Raw genomic sequence first — 18,061 nt, 5'->3', positions numbered from 1 at the left:
GCCCCGGCACACATCGCCACTCACGTGCTCAGGGAACGGGGACGGGGTCTGCGGCGACGAGGGCCTGGCGGGCGTAGGCCCGCACGTCGGCGTCCGTGTCGTCGAGTGCAGTGGTGAGCGCGCCGACGGCGGCGCGGTCGCCGGACCACCGGCCGAGTGCGAGGACGGCGGCCTTGCGCACGTCGAGGTGCGCATCCGTCAGGGCGTCCGCCAGCGCGGGCACCGCGACTTCGGGGTCCGCTCCGGCGAGTGCCCGCGCGGCGCCCTGCCGGATCTGCCAGGCCGACTCCCGCAACGCCGCCACCGCGAGGGTCACGTCGTCTCCGCTGCAGCCCAGGCTCGCGAACGCCGTCAGCGCGGCGGCGCGCACCAGCGGATCGCGGTCGCCGGCCAGTGAGCGCACCGTGTCGACACCGCCGATTCCGATGGTGGCCAGTCCGTGCGCGACGGTGATCCGCACTTCGCGGTTCTCGTCGTGCGCCCCCGCCGCCACCGACTCCCACCGGTCCAGCGACACCAGCGCCCGCACCGCTTCGATCCGGACGTGGTGATCGCCGTCGGACAGTGCCGCCAGGAACTGCTCCGCCGAACCTGCGTGCAGAGCGCGTAATACGTCGATCACGGCGGCCCGGACCACGGCGTCACCCGACCCCAGGTGATCGGCCAGTCCGTCGGCGGACGGCAGCACCTCGACGAGTTCGCGCAGGCCGTCGGCGGCGGCGCGGCGCACCGTCACCGCAGCGTCGCCGAGGGCGTCGACGAGAGCCGCCCCGAATCCGTCGGGGGTTCCTTCGGTCAGCACCGAGAGTGCCGTGACCCGGACCTGCGGGTCGGCGTCGCCCAGATACGGTGCGAGTTCGGCGACGCTCGGCGCGTCGAGTCCGAGGACCGCGACGATGGCCGGCGACGACGGCTCCTGCCGGACCGGCGCCGCGATGCGCGAGCGCTCCTCCACCGGGGCCCGCCCGCCGACCAGCGGCGGCTGCGCGACGGGTACGACCGTCCGGTCCACCGGCGGAAGGGAATCGAGTCCGGGCACCGGCACGAAGTACGGTTCCACGGGGCGCTTGAGGAATTCCATGTCGCCGTTCTCACCGCGCCGCAGATTCAGGTGGTATCCCCATTCGTCGTCCCGCTGCTCCGGGAGATCCGCGCGTTCGTGGTAGAGCCCCCAGCGACTTTCGGTTCTGGTGAGGGAGCTGCGGGACGCCATTTCCGCGCAGTCCCGGATGAACGTGACCTCCGCGCAGCGCATCAGCTCGTGCGGGGTGGTCGCGCCCATCCCGGCGATCTCCCCCGCCATCCGTTCGAACGTCTCGACGGCGATCGACAGCTTCGTCGCCGTCTTCGGCGGCGCGACATAGTCGTTGACGAAGCGGCGCAGCTTGTACTCGACCTGCGGCTGCGGCGGCCCGTCCGGGTGGCGCAGCGGCCGGTAGATCAGCTCGTGCGCGGCGGCCAGCTGCTCTGCGGGCAGCGCGGCCGGCGCCTCGACGCCGGGCAGGGTGCCGGTGGCGTGCGCTCCGGCGAGGTCGCCGTACACGAATGCGCCGATCATGTAGTTGTGGGGGACGCAGGCGAGGTCGCCTGCCGCGTACAAGCCGGGGACGGTGGTCGCGCCGTGCTCGTCCACCCATACCCCGGACGCGGAATGCCCGCTGCACAAGCCGATCTCGGAGATGTGCATCTCGATGTCGTGGCTGCGGTAGTCGTGGCCGCGGTTCGCGTGGAACGTGCCACGGGTGGGGCGTTCGGTGGTGTGCAGGATCGACTCGAGCGTGTCGAGGGTTTCCTCCGGGAGGTGGCTGACCTTGAGATAGATGGGGCCGCGGGCGGATTCGATCTCGCTCTTGACCTCGCTCATCATCTGCCCGGACCAGTAGTCGGAGTCGACGAACCGCTCCCCCTCGGCGTTGACCTGGTAGCCGCCGAACGGGTTCGCGACGTACGCGCAGGCCGGGCCGTTGTAGTCCTTGATCAGGGGGTTGATCTGGAAGCACTCGATGCCGCTGAGTTCGGCGCCCGCGTGGTAGGCCATCGAGTAGCCGTCGCCGGCGTTCGTGGGGTTCTCGTAGGTGCCGTAGAGGTACCCCGACGCCGGTAGCCCCAGCCGGCCGCACGGGCCGGTCGCGAGGATGACCGCCTTCGCGCCGACCGCGACGAACTCGCCGGTGCGGGTGTTCAGCGCCGCGGCGCCGACCGCCCGGCCGTTCTCCGTCAGGACCCGGACCGGCATCAGCCGGTTCTCGATGCGGATCTTCTCGCGCATCTTCCGCTGCCGCAGCACCCGGTACAGCGCCTTCTTCACGTCCTTGCCCTCGGGCATCGGCAGCACGTACGAACCGGAGCGGTGCACACGGCGGACCGCGTATTCGCCGTACTCGTCCTTCTCGAACTTGACGCCGTACTTCTCGAGGCGCTGCACCATCGCGAAACCGCGGGTCGCCGTCTGGTATACGGTGCGCTGGTTGACGATTCCGTCGTTGGCGCGCGTGATCTCGGCGACGTAGTCCTCGGGTTCGGCCTTGCCGGGGATGACGGCGTTGTTGACACCGTCCATCCCCATGGCGAGCGCACCGGAATGGCGCACGTGCGCCTTCTCGAGCAGCAGCACGTTCGCGCCGTTCTCGGCGGCGGTCAGCGCCGCCATCGTGCCTGCCGTGCCGCCGCCGATGACGAGGACGTCGCAGTCGAGGCGGACGGTGTCGGCGAGGTCGGGGATGTCCATCAGGTCTCCGGAGTGTGGTTCAGCGCGCCGAGAACGTCGGCGCGGGCGGCACGGGTGCCGGGATGGTCGAGGTGGTCGCGGTCGCGGGGGTGCGGGATGTCGACGAGCGCCCGCAGCGGCTCACCTGCCCGGCCCAGCACCGCCACCCGGTCGCCGAGCAGCACCGCCTCGTCCACGTCGTGGGTCACGAACACCACCGTCGTCGGGTGCGTGCTCCACGTGTCGACGAGCAGTCGCTGCATGACGCCGCGGGTCTGGGTGTCGAGGGCGCCGAACGGTTCGTCCATCATCACGGCCCGCGGCGCCCCGGCGAGGCCGCGCGCCAACTGGACCCGCTGGCGCATGCCGCCGGACAGGTTCTTCGGCAGGTAGTCGCCGAACCCGGTCAGACCCACCTCGGCGATCCAGCGGTCGGCGGTCTCACGGCGCCCCTTGCGGGGTTCGCCGCGCAGCGCGAGGGCCAGTTCGATGTTCGAGCGCACGGTGCGCCACGGGAGGAGCGCGTTGTCCTGGAAGACGACCGCCCGGTCCCGGGAGGTCGACTCCACCGCGGCGCCGTCGGCGACGACCCGCCCCGAATCGGGCGGCAGCAGCCCCGCCAATGCGCGGAGCACGGTGGACTTGCCGCACCCCGAAGGTCCGGTGAGCACCAGGATCTCGCCGGGCACCACGGTCAGCGACAGCGAACGGATGACGGGTTTCCCGGTGTAGGACAGGGTGACGTCATCGAGGACTAGCGACATGCCCGCGGCCACGGACGTTCCGGTGGTGGCGGTCATGCGCGCTCCCCTCGTGGCAGCCAGCGGGTGACCCGCCTGCCGAGCAGTTCGACCGCCCCGGACGTGAGAAATCCGAGGATGCCGATCGTGATCATGCCGACGAAGACGCCGGGGTAGTCGACGATCGTGTACGCCTGCCAGGTGCGGTACCCGACACCGAGCCTGCCGGAGATCATTTCGGCGGAGATCACACAGATCCAGGCGACCCCGATCCCGACGGACAGTCCACCGAACACGCCGGGCAGGATCCCGGGCAGCACGACCCTGGCCAGCACGTCCCAGCGTCCGCCGCCGAGGGTGCGCACCGAGTCCTCCCACAGCGTGGGCAGTGCCCGGACGGCGTGCCGGGTGCTCACCATGATCGGGAAGAATGCGGCGACGAACGTGATGAACACGATGCCCGCCTCGTCGCTGGGGAACAGCAGGATCGCGACGGGTACGACCGCGATGGCGGGGATCGGCCGGGCGAGTTCGGTCAGCGGGCCGAGGACGTCGGCGAACAGTTCCGATCTGCCGAGGGCGATTCCGGTGGCCACCCCGATAACCGTGGCGAGTCCGAATCCGCTGAGAATGCGGATCAGCGACTGTCCGAGGTCGAGGTAGAACAGATCGGTCTGCAGCTGGGTGCCGAACGCGGACACCACGTCGGTGACGGTGGGGAGCGTGTCGAACCGCAGCCACAACCGGACGTCGTAAGCGGTGAGCAGCTGCCACGCGAGGATCGCAGCCAGCACCGAGGCGACCCGCACGAGCGGGGACCGCCACGGCGACGATCGTCGGCGGGTCTCCGGATCATGTTCTTCCACAACGCCTTCGGCGTCGGACAGGACTTCCGGTTGTTCCAGTGTGGTCACGGCCGGACCTCCTCGACGGCGCGGTCGTAGGTGACCACGGCCCCCGACGGGTGCGCCCTCAGGTAGCGGTCGGCCGCGGCGCCGGTGGTGAACGGCAGGAAGGTGTCGCCGTCGCGCACCCACACGGCCTTGTCCGCGAACCATCGGGTGCCCAGTTCGGCGTCGGGAACGTAGCCGGCGCGCACGGTGCGGCCCTCGGCGCGGGCCTGCTTCACCGCCCGGAGCAGGCAGGTCGGGTTCGCGGCCGGCTGGGTCTCGCCGGTGCCGTCGAACCACACCTCCCCGGCCAATGCCGGGTCGCTCGCGGGCGCGGCGCACACGGGGTCGGTACCGGTGACGGCGGCGGGGTTGGCGGTGGACGCGAGCGTGGTGTCGTAGTCCTGCCCGTCCGCCGCGAATGCCGACCGCAGCGGTGCGTCGTTCACGAAACCGTCGACGTCGAGGTCGGCGAAGTCGCCGATCGACTTCAGATACGGCACATCGTTCTTCAGTGCACCGATCAGACCGGGCTTGAGCGTGGTGTCGAACGAGGTGCCGCCCGGGCCGTTGTACAGGTACACGACCTCCTGCGGCAGCCCGCTGGTGTCGGCGACGATCCGCGACGCCTCGAGGGGTTCAGTCTGCACGAACCGGGTGGCGTCGAGTTGTGCCCGGAGGAACGCGTCGAGTACCTCGGGGTGCTCGTCCGCGTACGCCTCCCGGGCCACCACACCGTGCAGGGTCGGGGTGTGCAGTTCGGCGCCGTCGTACAGCAGCTTCGCCTTGTCCTGGAAGACGAGAAGTCCCGGCCACGCGACGAACTGCGACAACGCGGCCACCTGACCGGATTCCAGTGCCGAGGATCCGACCTGCGGCTGCTGGTTCAGGACCTCGACGCCGGTGGTCGGGTCGATCCCGGCGCGGTCGAGTGCCTGGACGAGGGTGCCGTGGCCCGCGGAGCCGACGCTCGCGGACACCTTCTGTCCGGCCAGGTCGCCGAGCGTGGTCGCCGGTGAGTTCGGCGGCACCACCACCATGTTCAGCGCGCCCTCGGGGTTGTATCCGGTCACCGAGACGATCTCCGTCTTCGAGCGCGGGTTCGCCTGGGTTCGGGAGCCGTTGATCAGCATCGGGTAGTCGCCCATCGATCCGATGTCGATCTTCTCTGCCACCATCTGGGCGGTGATCGGCGCACCGGTGTCGTAGTCCTGCCATTCGACGGAGTACTTCGTCCCGGTCCGTTCCGTGACGTCCTGCAGACGCTGTTCGAGGTAGCCCTGCGCCCGCAGCAGGGTTCCGGCGGTGACGGTGTTGATCGTCTTGGACTGGTACCCGATCACCACGGTGACCGCGTCGCCGTTTCCGGCCGACGGTTCGAGGGAGCAACTCGTCGCCACGAGTGTCAGTGCCGCGGCGGCGATCGCGAAGGTGGGGAAACGTCGCTTCATCTGTGTGGTCTTTCGCTCAGCGGAGGAGGTACGGCATGTTCACGGTGACCGCGCCGGTCGGGCAGCGCGCCGCGCAGGGGCCGCAGTACCAGCATTCGTCGACGTGCATGAACGCCTTGCCGTTCTCCGGGTTGATGGCGAGGGAATCGAGTGGGCAGATCTCGACGCACAGGGTGCAGCCCTCGATGCACAGCGACTCGTCGATGGTGACGGGTACGTCGGCGCGTTGGTTGACCAAGGTCATGAGGTGAGCTCCCAGTTCGTGATGTCGGGTCTGCGGACGAGGTTGCTGCGCATGGTGATCCGGTCACCGCGCATGCGGATGTATTCGAGGTCGACCGGCCGTCCGTCGACGAGCCGGGTGAGGCGCTCGAGCAGCAGGAGCGCCGCGCCCTCGGGGGTCTGGAGGTTCGCGGCGGAGTGCGCGTCGGCATTGACGGATTCGATCGCCAGATCGGCGGAACCCAGAGGCTGACCGCAGACCTCCTCGATCAGCGCGAACACGTCGTTGGTTTCGAGGTCGCGGCCGAGGATCTCGGCGCCGATGTCGGGGACGAGGTAGGTGAGGTCCAGGCTGAGCGGGAGGTCTCCGAGGTAGCGCACCCGCTCGATGTACACGGCGGGTTCGCCCGGCTCCAGCTGCAGCCGGCGGGCGACGGCGGGCGGCGGGCTGATCTCCACGGCGGCGCGGACGTCGTTGCGGACCTCGCCGTGCCCCTTCAGCGTCTCCTTCAGCCCCAGCAGGGCGTCGAGGCCGTGGTCGTACTTGCGCTGCGCCACGTGGGTTCCCACGCGGGGGGCGCGGTCGATGAGCCCCTCCTGCTTCAGCAGCGCCAGTCCGTCGCGCACCGCGTTGCGCGACACGCCGAACTCGGCGGCCAACTCCGATTCCGACGGCAATCCGCGCTCGGCGAAGGACTCCGCGTGGATCTGCTGCCGCAGCAGGTCGGCGAATCTGCGCGCATGGTCCGCACGGGAACTGCGTGACGCCGTCGGGAGGGGAGTCGGATTCACCACCATGGTTCCTTCGTCGATTGTGCGTGTGAGCTGGACGAAGACACACGCTAACGGCAGTCCGCGGGGCCCGGAGTCGCGGCGAACACGCCCCCCGGACGCCTCGGTGAATCGGCCGGGTCCGCGCCGGCGGCGACTCGTCTCACCAGCGCGAACACGGCAGTGCCCGGGTAATGCGCCAGGCGGCGGCGGGCCCGGGAATTCCAATCACGGTGATTCGAAGTGGCGGCGTCCGCCGAACGAGCGCGCAACTCTAGGTTAGGCTTACCTTCCATATTTGTCCCGAAGGAGTCGTTGCCGTGTTCGCACCCACCGCCAGACGTCAGCTCGCCGTCGCACTCGCCGTGGCCAGTTCGTCCCTCTTCCTCGCCGCCTGCTCGTCCGGCGACGGCGGCGGCGGCAGCACCGAGGCGTCCGGTGAGGGATTCCCGGTCACGATCGCGAACACGTTCGGATCGACCACGCTCGACGCGGCACCCGAACGCATCGTCACCCTCGGATGGAACGCCCAGGACGTCGTCTACGCCCTCGGCCAGACACCGGTCGGCATGCCGAAATACACGTACGGCGCCGAGGCGAACGGCGTGATGCCCTGGCTGCAGGACCGTTTCGACCCGTCCGCGACCACGCTGCTCGACGCGGCCACGTCCACCTCCATCGAGGGCGTCGCCGCGCTGGCGCCCGATGTGGTCCTCGCACCGTACGAGGGATTCGACGAGGCGACGTACGAGAAACTGTCGGGAATCGCCCCCACCGTGGCGTACCCGGACAAGGCGTGGCAGACCACGTGGCAGGACCAGACCGCACTGGTCGGTCAGGCACTCGGCAAGAGTGCCGAGGCCGAGCAGCTGGTCGCCGGTCTCGACGACACCCTCGCCCAGACCGCCGCCGCGCATCCCGAGTTCGCAGGCAAGACGATCTCGGTCGTCAACTTCGACACCGACGCCGCGACCGTCAACGTCTACATGCCCTCCGATCCCCGCGTCCAGGTGCTGACCGAGCTCGGCTTCACCGTGTCGCCCGGCGTGCAGAAGCTGGCCGCGGCGAACGATCCTGACAAGTTCTTCGCCGACATCTCCGTGGAGAACATCTCCGACGTCGACGCCGACGTCGTGGTCGCGTTCGTCCCGGAGAACACCACCGTCGCCGCGAACCCGGCCTACGCGAATCTCGGTGCCATCGGGCGCGGAACCGCGGTCGCGCTGTCGGACACGAAGATCATCTCGGGGCTCAGCCAGACCAGCGTTCTCGCGACACCGTGGGTTCTGGACAAGCTGACACCTCAGCTGAGCGAGGCCGCGAAGAAAGCGGGTGCCTGAACTCCCGCCTGACAGGCGGTGTCGAGCGTAGCGTAATCCGAGACACAAATTTCCGCTGTGCCCGCATCAGGAACGCTCGCCGAAAGCAGGTATGCGATGACGCAGATGTCCGAAAGACACACCGCGAAGGTCATCGGCGTCACCGTCGCCGCCGCGGTGGGTGGATTTCTCTTCGGTTTCGACAGCTCGGTCATCAACGGCGCCGTCGACTCCATCCAGGGCCACTTCGAGCTGGGGTCGTTCTTCACGGGCTTCGCCGTGGCGATCGCGCTGCTCGGATGTGCTGTGGGCGCGTGGTTTGCGGGCCGCCTCGCCGACCGCTGGGGCCGCAAGAAAGTGATGCTGCTCGGCTCGGTGCTGTTCGTCGTCTCCTCGCTCGGGTCCGGTCTCGCGTTCAGCGTCCCCGACCTGATGCTGTGGCGCGTCCTCGGCGGTCTCGGCATCGGTATCGCGTCGGTCATTGCGCCCACGTACATCTCGGAGATCGCGCCGGCCCGCTACCGCGGCGCGTTGGCGTCGCTGCAACAGTTGGCCATCACTCTCGGCATCTTCGCCGCGCTGCTGTCGGACGCGGTGCTGCAGAACGCCGCGGGCGGCGCGTCGGAAGAGCTGTGGCTCAACCTCGAGGCCTGGCGCTGGATGTTCATCGTCGGTGTGGTCCCCGCGGTCGTGTACGGCATTCTCGCCCTGCTCATTCCCGAGTCGCCGCGGTACCTCGTGGGCAAGCACCTCGACCAGGAAGCGGCCGACATCCTCGCGAACATCACCGGCGAAGTCGACCCGCAGGAGCGCGTCTCCGAGATCCGGCTGACCCTGCGCCACGAATCGACGGCGTCGTTCGACGACATTCGCGGCCCGAAGTTCGGGCTGCAGCCGATCGTCTGGGTCGGCATCTTCATGGCCATCTTCCAGCAGTTCGTGGGCATCAACGCGATCTTCTACTACTCCACCACGCTCTGGAAGTCGGTGGGCTTCACCGAGAACGAGTCGTTCACCACGTCGGTGATCACCGCGATCATCAACGTCGGTATGACATTCGTCGCCATCCTCTTCGTCGACCGGATCGGCCGGAAGATCCTCCTCGAGGTCGGCTCGCTGGGGATGTTCGCGAGCCTGCTCATGGCCGCAATCGCCTTCTCCCAGGCCACGGGCAGTGGCGACGACGTCACACTCCCCAGCCCGTGGGGGGCGGTCGCGCTGATCGGCGCCAACCTGTTCGTGATCTTCTTCGCCGCCACCTGGGGCCCGGTCATGTGGGTGATGCTGGGCGAGATGTTCCCCAACAACATGCGCGCCTACGCACTCGGCATCAGCACGGCGGCGAACTGGATCGCGAACTTTACGGTCACACTGGCGTTCCCGCCGCTCACCCGGTCGGTGGGGCTGTGGTTCCTGTACGGACTGTTCGCGTTCTTCGCGCTGCTGTCCTACTTCTTCGTCCGGTCGAAGGTCCGGGAGACGAAAGGGATGGAGCTCGAGGAGATGCACACCTGACCCCGGTACCGAGAAATCCGGCCGAATCACAGTGTGATTCGGCCGGATTTCTCGTGTGGGACGGGGTCGGTCCTACTGGCCGCTGTTCTCCGCGCGCTGCGCATCGAGGCCGGCGACGACACCGTTCTGCTGCCCGGGGCGCACGTTACCGAGGCCGGCGAACCACCCGGTGATCTGCCGGGCGACGTCCTGCGCGGTGAGTCCCAACTCGGTGTGGATCTGCGCGCGGGACGCGTGGTCGAGGAACCGTTGCGGAACACCGAGATCGCGGCAGGGCACATCGACCCCGGCCGACCGCAGCGCGGCGGACACGGTGGACCCGACACCGCCGTGCAGGCCGCTGTCCTCGACGGTGACCACCATCGTGTAGTCCTCGGCGAGCTTCAGCAGCGACTCCGGGACCGGCAGCACCCACCGCGGGTCGACGACGGTCGCCGAGATGCCCTGTTGTTCCAGACGTTCCGCCGCGGCGAGCGCGAGACCGGCGAACGCGCCGACCGACACGATGAGCACGTCGTTGCGACCGGAGGGGGCGCGCAGGATGTCGACGACGCCGTCGAGCCGGCTCACGGCGGGCACGTCGTCACCGACCGTGCCCTTCGGGAAGCGCAGTGCGGTCGGCCCGTCGTCGACGGCCAGCGCCTCGCTCAGTTCCTCCCGCAGGGTGGCCGTGTCGCGGGGAGCCGCGACCCGCATCCCGGGCACGATGCCCAGCAGCGACATGTCCCACATGCCGTTGTGGCTGGCGCCGTCGCTGCCGGTGATGCCCGCGCGGTCGAGGACGAGGGTGACGGGCAGCTTCAGCAGGGCCACGTCCATCAGCAACTGGTCGAAGGCACGGTTGAGGAACGTCGAATAGACGGCGACCACCGGGTGCAGGCCGCCGAGCGCCAGGCCAGCGGCCGACGTGACGGCGTGCTGCTCGGCGATCCCGACGTCGAACATGCGGTCGGGATATTTCTCGCCGAACGCGGCGAGACCGGTCGGGCCCGCCATGGCGGCGGTGATCGCCACGATGTCCTGACGGTGGCCAGCCTGGTCGATCAGCTCGGCGGAGAACACCGACGTCCAGTCGGCGGACGCCGATCCGGCCGATTTACCGGTGACCGGATCGATCACGCCGGTCGAGTGCATCTGATCGGCCACATGGTTCTCGGCGGGCGCGTAACCCATGCCCTTGCGGGTGACGGCGTGCACGATGACCGGACCGCCGAACGCCTTCGCGCGGCGCAGCGCGGATTCGAGCGCGGCCTCGTCGTGGCCGTCGACCGGTCCGAGGTACTTGATGCCCAGGTCCGTGAACATAACCTGGGGGGCGACGGCGTCCTTGAGTCCCGCCTTCATCCCGTGCAGCACCGAGTAGGCAGTGCGTCCCACCCACGGAAGTTTCTTCACCATCCGCCGGCCGCTGTCGAGGATCCGCTCGTAGCCCGGCTGGAGCCGGAGGGCGGCGAGGTGGTCGGCGAGACCACCGATGGTCGGGGCGTACGAGCGGCCGTTGTCGTTGACGACGATGACCACCGAGCGATCCTTGCCCGCGGCGATGTTGTTCAACGCCTCCCAGCACATGCCACCGGTGAGGGCGCCGTCACCGACGACGGCGACGACGTGCCGGGCCTGGCCGGTCAGTTCGAAGGCCTTTGCGAGGCCGTCGGCGTACGACAGCGCCGCCGACGCGTGGGACGACTCGACCCAGTCGTGATCGCTCTCCGCCCGGCACGGGTACCCCGACAGGCCGCCCTGCTTGCGGAGCGAGTCGAAATCGTCCTTGCGGCCGGTGAGGATCTTGTGGACGTACGCCTGGTGGCCCGTGTCGAAGATGATCGGGTCGGCCGGCGACTCGAAGATGCGGTGCAGCGCGAGGGTCAGCTCCACGACGCCCAGGTTGGGGCCGAGGTGCCCGCCGGTCGCCGCGACCTTCTGCACGAGGAACTCACGAATCTCCGCGGCGAGCTGCTTCATCTCCGCCGGATTCAGCTGACGAAGATCGTCAGGCGTCTGGATACGGGCAAGAACACCCAACGAGATCGCTCCCTCCGTGATGCACGCTGCCTTGCGTGCCTCTGCCACGTGGCTTCGTGTCACGTCACAGTGGAACCAGTCTACGGAGCCGCGGAAGGGCGGAACACACGGTACCGGTCGCGGCGGCGGCGTGGTGCGGCTTCGTCCTCGGGCATTCCGGCCACAGCCGTGACCGGCTTCACACAATTGTGTCGCCGGGCGGACCCGGCGGAACAGCCGATTTCGTCGTGAGCAGCCTCTAGGGTCTTCTCATGAGCACCGTCGTGGACGCGCTGATCGGAAAAGTCTTCACCGAGACCCGGGAGAACCGCGGCGGACAGCTCGCCGACTACATTCCCGAGCTCGCCGCGGTCGCCCCCGACTCGTTCGGCATCTGCGTCGCGACCGTGGACGGCTATGTGTACGAGGTCGGCGACACCCGTCTGCCGTTCACGATCCAGTCCATCTCGAAACCGTTCACGTACGCCCTGGCGCTCGCCGATCGCGGGTCCGCCGCCGTCGCCGAGAAGATCGACGTCGAACCGTCCGGGGAACCGTTCAACGAGATCAGCCTCGACCCACGGACGGAACGGCCCCGCAATCCCATGATCAATGCCGGGGCGATCACTGCGACGTCGCTGGTGGCCGGACCGGACCTGGACACGCGATTCGAGCGGATCCGGTCCACGTACTCCCGGTACGCAGGGCGGGACCTGACGTTCAACCGGGCGGTCTACGAGTCCGAGTCGCGGAGCGGGCACCGCAACCGGGCGATCGGCCACATGCTGCGCTCGTTCGACATCATCACCGGCGACCCCGACGAGGCGGTCGATCTCTACTTCCGTCAGTGCTCCCTCGACGTGACGTGCCGCGACCTGAGCCTGATGGCGGCGACGATGGCGAACAACGGCGTCAATCCCGTCACCGAGGAGACCGTCCTCGAGCCGGCCCTGGTCGAGCGGGTCCTGAGTGTGATGTCGACGTGCGGCATGTACGACGCCGCGGGCAAATGGGTCTACGAGGTCGGGCTGCCCGCCAAGAGCGGCGTCGGAGGCGGCGTGCTCGCCGTCCTGCCCGGGCAGATCGGGATCGCGATCTACTCGCCGCGCCTCGACTCCCACGGCAACAGCGTCCGCGGAGTCGAGTCGTGCCGCGCCCTGTCGAACGAGTTGGAACTGCACTTCCTGCACGTCACCCGCGCCGCCCGTTCCGCGGTCCGCGCCCGGTACTCCGTGTCGGACGCCCCGTCCCGGATGCGGCGGTCCCCCGCCGAGCGCGCCGCCCTCGACGACGTCGGCAAGCGCAGCCGGATCTACGAACTGCACGGGGATCTGCTGTTCGCCGGCGCGGAGAGCGCCGTCCGCGAGATCGGCGGCGTCGAGGAGAACCTCGAAGCGGTGGTGATCGACGTCCGGCGCGTCGACGACGTCAGCGGGGTCGCACGCCGGATGTTCGAGACCCTGCGGGCCGACCTCGGACAGAGCGGGTGCGCGCTGGCGTTCGTCGACCCGGCCGGTCTGCTCGGCAACACCCGCTCCGACCTGTCGGGACGGGCGGGCCGGGTGTTCGCCGACCTGGATGCCGCCGTGCAGTGGTGTGAGGACATCCTCCTCGACCGGCACTGCAGCACGGCACGTCAGCCGTCGTCCGTCACGATCGCCGAGCACCCCATGCTGTCCACCCTCAGCGCGAAGCAACTCGAACGGTTCACCCGCGATCTGGTCACCCAGTCGTATGCGCGCGGCGACCTCGTCATCCACCGGGGCGACCGGGCCGCCGGGCTGTTCCTCATCCTGTCCGGCAGCGTCAGTTCCACGGTCACCGACCAGTCGGGTGCGGTGCACCGGATCATGACGTTGTCGGCCGGCATGAGCTTCGGGGAGATGACGATGATGATCGACTCCCGTTTCCTCAACGACGTCCGCGCCGACACCGAGGTGACGGTTGCGGTGCTGACCACCGAGCGTTACACCGAAATGGCTTCGGAGGAACCGAAACTGAAGCTGGCGCTGCTCGAACGTCTCGCGTCGGGCGCGTACGAGCAACTCGACGTGATGCTGCGGGCGCTGCTGCGCCAGGGCGGCGGACTCTGACCGGCTCACGGGAAAACCCGTTGCCCGAACCGGAAAAATCGGACAGGCTTGGGGCTCGGAACCGACGACGCTCGAATCGAAAGCAGGGTGCAATGCTCACAGCGACCAAGCTGGCCATCGAGACGACGGGACTCGTCAAGACATTCGGATCCACCCACGCGGTCGACGGCCTGGATCTGGCCGTTCCCCTCGGGGGCGTCTACGGCGTCCTCGGACCGAACGGCGCGGGCAAGACCACCGCGATCCGCATGCTGGCCACGCTGCTGCCCCTCGACGGTGGAACCGCCACCGTGCTGGGACACGACGTCGCGACCGAGCCGGACGCCGTGCGCAGCAAGGTCTCCCTCACCGGGCAGTTCGCCTCGCTCGACGAGGATCTGACGGGCAGCGAGAATCTGCTGCTGCTCGGCCGGCTGTACGGGTACTCCCGCGCGGCGGCCCGCACCCGGTCCGAGCAGTTGCTGTCCGCGTTCGGTCTGGAGGAGGCGGGCAACCGGCAGGTGAAGAACTACTCCGGCGGCATGCGCCGGCGGCTCGACATCGCGGCGAGCATCATCGTCACCCCGGAGATGATCTTCCTCGACGAACCCACCACCGGTCTCGACCCACGCAGCCGCAATCAGGTGTGGGAGATCGTCCGCGCACTGGTGGCCGGCGGAACGACGGTGCTGTTGACCACGCAGTACCTCGACGAGGCCGACCAACTCGCCGACCGGGTGGCCGTCATCGACCACGGCAAGGTGATCGCCGAGGGCACCACCGGCGAACTCAAGGCCTCCGTCGGATCGGGTGCGCTGCACGTGCGGGTCACCGACATCGCCACCCGTCCCGCGGCGGCGGCGCTGCTGCGGGACGTGCTCGAGGTGCCGGTCACCGAGGAAGCCGATCCCGCCGCACTCACCGCCCGCATCGACGACCCGGCCCGGGTCTCGCGGGCGCTGCCCGCACTCGACGACGCCGGAATCGCAGTCAGCACATTCGCATTGGGGCAGCCGAGCCTCGACGAAGTCTTTCTCTCCCTCACCGGCCGACCCACCGAGGAGCACGCATGACCTCCACCACCGACCGGACCGCCGACACCGCAGCGGCTGTCGCCGACGTCCTGAAGATGCCCGGCCCGAGGCCCGCGCGACCCACCGCATTGTCGACGTCGCTGTCGTTCGGCTGGCGGGCCCTGCTCAAGATCAAGCACGTTCCCGAGCAACTGTTCGACGTGACGATGTTCCCGATCATGTTCACGTTGATGTTCACGTATCTGTTCGGGGGTGCGCTGGCCGGATCGACCAGCGCCTACGTGCAGTTCCTGCTGCCGGGCATCCTCGTGCAGACGGTCGTCATGATCACCATGTACACCGGCCTGACGCTCAACAAGGACATCGAGAAGGGCGTCTTCGACCGGTTCCGGTCGCTCCCGATCTGGCGTCCGTCGCCTCTCGTGGGCGCGCTGCTCGGCGACGTCGTCCGCTACACGATCGCCTCGATCATCGTCCTGATCCTCGGGCTCGTCCTGGGATTCCGCCCGGATGGCGGGCTCGTCGGTGTGGTGGCGTCGATCGGACTGCTGCTGTTGTTCTCCTTCAGCCTGTCGTGGATCTGGACGATGTTCGCGATGCTCATGCGCACCGAGCAGGCGGTCATGGGGGTGTCGATGTTCATCCTGTTCCCACTGACGTTCGCCAGCAACATCTTCGTCGACCCCGCGACCATGCCGGGCTGGCTCCAGGCGTTCGTCGGCGTCAACCCGATCAGCAAGCTGGTGACGTCCATTCGCGGGCTCATGGCCGGAACGGTGGAGATGGCGGATCTCGCCGTGGTGTTCGGGTGGTGCGCCGGATTCGTCGTGATCTTCGGACCGCTGACGATGCGCCTGTACAACCGTAAGTCGTGACGGCGCCTGTGTCCGGTCCCGCCGAGCATGCGGTGACGGTGCGCGGATCCGGAATCGTCTCCGCGGTTCCGGATCTCGTCCGCGCCTCCGTCACCGTGACGGCGACGCGTCCCGCGGTGGCCGATGCGTTCGAGGCCGTCGCCCGCTCCACCACTGCCGTCACCGACACCCTGCGCGGGTACGGCGTCTCGGGCCCCGACCTCGCGACCACCGGGCTGTCCGTGCACTCCGAGACCACGTGGGCCGAGGGCCGGGGCAACGAGGTGACGGGCTACACCGCGGCGACGACACTGCAGATCACCGTCCGTGCGGCCGGCGCATCCGCACCGTCACCGGCGCAGGTGGTGGCCGCCTGCGTCGGCGCGGGTGGCGACGACATCCGCCTCGGCGGACTCGAATTCGACTTCTCCGATCCGGCCGCGCTGACGGCGACCGCCCGGGAACGGGCGTGGGCCGATGCCCTCGGCAAGGCGGAGCAGTACGCCTCGCTGTCGGGGAGCGCACTGGGCGAGGTGCTCGACATCGCGGAGGTCGACATCGGTGAGGTATCCCCGCGACCGGTCGCGAAGGCGTTCGCGGCGGCCGATTCCGCGATCGCCGTCGAACGCGGTGAGAAGCCGACGCGGGTGGACGTGCGCGTGCGGTGGCGGCTGGTCTAGGCCCGGGGGCCGCGCTGCTGCACCGAGGCGGCGAACGTGTCGGTGAGCTGGGTCAGCGACGTCACTGCCGCCAGTGCCTGTTCCTGTGACCAGTCTTCGAGCATGCCGCGCAACCGTTCGGCCCGGCGCGCGGTGGTCTCGGCCAGAATGTCCATCCCGCTCGGCGACACCCGGATCCGGGAGGCCCGCTTGTCGTCGGGATCGGCGGCGCGGGATACGTATCCCGCGTCGACCAGTTCGGAAATCTGCCTGCTCAGCGAGGACTGACTCACGCACAGGTCGGCGGCCAGTTCGTTCTGGCGGCACTCCCCGCGCGCGGCGAGCACGAAGAGCACGCTCGTCAGTGCGGGCGCGATCGGGGTCTCGCCGCTCGCGGAGACGACCGCCCGCAACGACCGCCCGAGCGCGAACACCGCATCGACGAGCGCCTGCGCAGTATCTGCCTGTACCGACATCCTGTCCCCGTCCCGAACACCCACTACCTGCGGGCTCGACTATACGTATTGTTGCGTTCGGTAACGAACTTCGTCAGCGCGTGAGCAGCGCGATGCACTCCACGTGGTGGGTCAGCGGGAACGCGTCGAACGCGCGCAACTCGTCGACATGATATCCCTGCCCGAGGTACAGACCGATGTCGCGGGCGAACGACGCCGGGTCGCACCCCACGTGCACCACCCGCTCGGCGCCGGCGGCGGCGACCGTCTCGATCACCGCACGCCCGGCACCCGCACGCGGCGGATCGAGTACCACGACCCGGGGTGGGGAGGCCAACCCGGCGATCGCGCGCTCGACCCGGTCGGCGTGGAAGCGCACCTGCGGGAGGTCGGAGAGCGCCGCCTTCCCGTCCGCCACGGCCTGGCGCGCGGACTCCACGGAATCCACGTGTCCCGACGACCCGGCGCTCCCGGCGAGGGCGGCGGCGAACACCCCGACTCCCCCGTACAGGTCCCATGCCGTCTCACCCGCGGACAGCCCGGCCCATTCGGAGACCACCGCGGAATACGCTTCGGCGGCCCCGCGATGCGCCTGCCAGAACCCGGTGGCGGCCAGTTCCCATGAGCGGTCGCGCACCCGCTCCACCGGGCGGCCCGATCCCACGACCACCCGCTCCGCGCGCGGCGCACCGCCGGCGGCCCGCCGTGCCATGGCACCACGCCGCCCGGGACTCGTGCGGCCGGTCCGCGACACCTTCGGCGGCGCGATCTCGACCACGTGCCGCTCCCCCGCGCCGTCGAGAACGATCTGCACCTCGCTGCCGGGCTTCCAATCGTGTTCGCCCACACCGTCGTAGGCGGCGGCCTCGATCTGCGGGCACGCGAGGTCCGTGACGATCCCGGAACTGCGGTGCCGGTGGTAGCCGGGACGGCCGTCCGGGTCGACGGCCAGCCGCACCCGGGTGCGCCAGCCGGTGCCGTCCCCCGTGCCGGGCAGTTCCTCGACGTCCACGTCACGCTGCACCCGCGCGAGCCGCACCAGCTGCTCCGACACGACCTGCGACTTCATGTCCCGCTGCAGGTGCAGGCTCGCGTGCGAGAAGTCGCAGCAGCCCGCGCCGCCCGGACCGGACACCGGGCACACCGGGGCGACCCGCTCCGGGGACGCGTCGAGGATCTCGATCGCGTCGGCCCGGCAGTACGACCCGCCGCGGTCCTCGGTGACCCGGGCGACGACGCGCTCGCCCGGCAGCCCGTGCCGGACGAAGACCACCCGGCCCTCGTGGCGGGCGACGACGAAACCGCCGTGCCCGGGATTTCCCAGCCGCAGCTCGAGGTGGCGGTCCGACCAGTTCTCACTCAACGCTTCTC

At 69.3% G+C, this 18,061-nt stretch carries 15 protein-coding genes; 6 read left to right on the top strand and 9 right to left on the bottom strand.

The features are described 5' to 3' along the window. Window positions 1-28: 28 nt before the first annotated feature. Genes JWS14_RS36925 through JWS14_RS36900 form a run of 6 tightly spaced genes read right to left on the bottom strand, consistent with a single transcriptional unit; the run spans window position 29 to window position 6,808 of the window. A complete protein-coding gene (locus JWS14_RS36925; protein ID WP_206015389.1) occupies window positions 29-2,728 on the bottom strand; it encodes a fumarate reductase/succinate dehydrogenase flavoprotein subunit in 2,700 nt (899 codons plus the stop codon). Further along, on the bottom strand, window positions 2,728-3,507 hold the full coding sequence (locus JWS14_RS36920) for an ABC transporter ATP-binding protein (RefSeq protein WP_206015388.1): 780 nt from the start codon (window positions 3,505-3,507) through the stop codon (window positions 2,728-2,730). Before JWS14_RS36920 ends, JWS14_RS36925 begins: the two co-directional genes overlap by 1 nt. Next, window positions 3,504-4,361, bottom strand: a complete 858-nt coding sequence (locus tag JWS14_RS36915) for an ABC transporter permease (protein WP_206015387.1) — start codon at window positions 4,359-4,361, stop codon at window positions 3,504-3,506. Before JWS14_RS36915 ends, JWS14_RS36920 begins: the two co-directional genes overlap by 4 nt. Further along, window positions 4,358-5,788, bottom strand: a complete 1,431-nt coding sequence (locus JWS14_RS36910; protein ID WP_206015386.1) for an ABC transporter substrate-binding protein — start codon at window positions 5,786-5,788, stop codon at window positions 4,358-4,360. Before JWS14_RS36910 ends, JWS14_RS36915 begins: the two co-directional genes overlap by 4 nt. 16 nt (window positions 5,789-5,804) lie before the next feature. Further along, the gene (locus JWS14_RS36905) at window positions 5,805-6,032 is read right to left on the bottom strand and encodes a 4Fe-4S dicluster domain-containing protein (protein WP_005240903.1); all 228 of its coding nucleotides are present in this window, start codon (window positions 6,030-6,032) and stop codon (window positions 5,805-5,807) included. After that, window positions 6,029-6,808 carry a GntR family transcriptional regulator gene (locus JWS14_RS36900; RefSeq protein ID WP_072942313.1) on the bottom strand — a complete coding sequence of 260 codons (780 nt, stop codon included), beginning with the start codon at window positions 6,806-6,808 and terminating at the stop codon, window positions 6,029-6,031. Before JWS14_RS36900 ends, JWS14_RS36905 begins: the two co-directional genes overlap by 4 nt. 293 nt (window positions 6,809-7,101) lie before the next feature. On the opposite strand from JWS14_RS36900, the gene JWS14_RS36895 reads away from it, so the two are divergent. Then, window positions 7,102-8,121 (top strand): iron-siderophore ABC transporter substrate-binding protein, encoded by a 1,020-nt coding sequence (locus JWS14_RS36895; RefSeq protein ID WP_206015385.1) that lies wholly within the window; start codon window positions 7,102-7,104, stop codon window positions 8,119-8,121. Between the two features lie 96 nt (window positions 8,122-8,217). Beyond that, window positions 8,218-9,615, top strand: a complete 1,398-nt coding sequence (locus JWS14_RS36890) for a sugar porter family MFS transporter (RefSeq protein ID WP_072942317.1) — start codon at window positions 8,218-8,220, stop codon at window positions 9,613-9,615. A 72-nt stretch (window positions 9,616-9,687) separates the two neighbouring features. On the opposite strand, the gene dxs is transcribed toward JWS14_RS36890, so the two are convergent. Beyond that, complete coding sequence (dxs, locus tag JWS14_RS36885; protein ID WP_072942458.1) at window positions 9,688-11,637, bottom strand: 1-deoxy-D-xylulose-5-phosphate synthase; 1,950 nt, start codon at window positions 11,635-11,637, stop codon at window positions 9,688-9,690. Window positions 11,638-11,888: 251 nt separating this feature from the next. Between dxs and glsA the strand changes: the two genes are divergently transcribed. From glsA to JWS14_RS36865, 4 genes are all read left to right on the top strand, one after another. Then, window positions 11,889-13,709: a glutaminase A gene (glsA, locus tag JWS14_RS36880; RefSeq protein ID WP_206015384.1), complete on the top strand. Its 1,821-nt coding sequence runs from the start codon at window positions 11,889-11,891 to the stop codon at window positions 13,707-13,709. 92 nt (window positions 13,710-13,801) lie between these two features. After that, the gene (locus JWS14_RS36875; RefSeq protein ID WP_072942321.1) at window positions 13,802-14,761 is read left to right on the top strand and encodes an ATP-binding cassette domain-containing protein; all 960 of its coding nucleotides are present in this window, start codon (window positions 13,802-13,804) and stop codon (window positions 14,759-14,761) included. Continuing rightward, complete coding sequence (locus JWS14_RS36870) at window positions 14,758-15,597, top strand: ABC transporter permease (RefSeq protein WP_072942323.1); 840 nt, start codon at window positions 14,758-14,760, stop codon at window positions 15,595-15,597. Before JWS14_RS36875 ends, JWS14_RS36870 begins: the two co-directional genes overlap by 4 nt. Continuing rightward, window positions 15,594-16,256: an SIMPL domain-containing protein gene (locus JWS14_RS36865; protein ID WP_206015383.1), complete on the top strand. Its 663-nt coding sequence runs from the start codon at window positions 15,594-15,596 to the stop codon at window positions 16,254-16,256. Before JWS14_RS36870 ends, JWS14_RS36865 begins: the two co-directional genes overlap by 4 nt. Here JWS14_RS36865 and JWS14_RS36860 read toward each other — a convergent pair. Both JWS14_RS36860 and JWS14_RS36855 read right to left on the bottom strand, forming a co-directional pair. Beyond that, window positions 16,253-16,711 (bottom strand): MarR family winged helix-turn-helix transcriptional regulator, encoded by a 459-nt coding sequence (locus JWS14_RS36860; protein ID WP_072942327.1) that lies wholly within the window; start codon window positions 16,709-16,711, stop codon window positions 16,253-16,255. The genes JWS14_RS36865 and JWS14_RS36860 overlap by 4 nt on opposite strands. Before the next feature lie 73 nt (window positions 16,712-16,784). Then, complete coding sequence (locus JWS14_RS36855; protein WP_072942329.1) at window positions 16,785-18,053, bottom strand: class I SAM-dependent RNA methyltransferase; 1,269 nt, start codon at window positions 18,051-18,053, stop codon at window positions 16,785-16,787. Between the last annotated feature and the right edge of the window lie 8 nt (window positions 18,054-18,061).

This window comes from Rhodococcus koreensis (assembly GCF_017068375.1).
Taxonomy (GTDB): domain Bacteria; phylum Actinomycetota; class Actinomycetes; order Mycobacteriales; family Mycobacteriaceae; genus Rhodococcus_F; species Rhodococcus_F koreensis.
The sequence above is the reverse complement of the archived record's forward strand: the minus strand, read 5'-3'. Positions and strand labels throughout refer to the sequence as shown.